Here is a 1036-nt window from a genome sequence, read left to right on the forward strand (position 1 = left end):
CGCGATCCGGGCCGTCGCCGGTACGTCCGTCATCAGCGTCGGCCGCGCCGTCGTGAGCCAGCCGTCGGCGGCGAGCTTCTCCGCGGCCTCGGCGTCGACGGTGTCGACCAGCCACGCGTCGAGCACGCCGGCCTCGGCGCCGGTCCGGGCGGCGTCGTCGCGGCGCCCGTAGAACCGCGCGACCGCCTCGGCCGTGGCCTCGACGCCGATCGTGGCGAGGCACTGCTCCGCCATCCCGCGCACGGGCGCGCCGCCGACGATCGGGGACACGCCGACCACCGGCGCGGCGGTCGACGCCAGCGCGGCGCGCACGCCCGGCACGGCCAGGATCGTCGACACGGACACGACGGGGTTCGACGGCGGGACGACCACGACGTCGGCGGAAGCGATGGCGTCCAGCACGCCGGGCGCGGCGTCCGCGCGCTCGAGCCCGACCTGGACGAACCGCAGGGCGGGCAGCGCGGCGCGGTGCCGGACCCACCACTCCTCGAAGTGGATGGTCCGCTCCGCCCCCGGGCCCCCGTCCGGGTCGGCCACCACGACGTGCGTCTCGACGGGCTCGTCGGCCATCGGCAGCAGGCGCACGCCCTGCTCCGCCAGCCCCCACCGGCGCGACAGCAGCGCCGTCGCCTCGGACAGCGTGCGGCCCTCCCGGAGCCACTGGGTGCGCGCCAGGTGCGTCGCCAGGTCGAGGTCACCGAGCGTGAACCAGTCCCAGCCGACGTCGTACGCCGCGAGGTCGGTGCTGACCCTGCTGGTCTCCTCGCGCCGGCCCCAGCCCTGCTCCTCGTGCACGGCGCCGCCGAGCGTGTACATCAGGGTGTCGAGGTCGGGGCAGACCCGGACGCCGTGCAGCCACATGTCGTCGCCGGTGTTGGCGACGACGGTGACCTCGGCGGTCGTGCCGCCCCGGCCGTCGGGCAGCCGGTCGCGCAGCAGGGCCAGCAGGCCGCGGGTGAACCGGGCGCCGCCGACGCCGCCGGACAGGACGGTGATCCTCATCGTGCTCCTTCGGGGACCGGCTCGGGCCGGGGGC

At 77.0% G+C, this 1036-nt stretch carries 1 protein-coding gene; it reads right to left on the reverse strand.

From position 1 onward, the window contains the following. A partial coding sequence (gene cofD / locus G6556_RS18935) for a 2-phospho-L-lactate transferase (protein ID WP_166944720.1) occupies positions 1 to 1002 on the reverse strand: 1002 nt, incomplete at its 3' end. Positions 1003 to 1036 lie beyond the last annotated feature (34 nt).

Origin of the sequence: Cellulomonas sp. IC4_254 (assembly GCF_011603975.1) — a bacterium.
GTDB lineage: Bacteria > Actinomycetota > Actinomycetes > Actinomycetales > Cellulomonadaceae > Cellulomonas.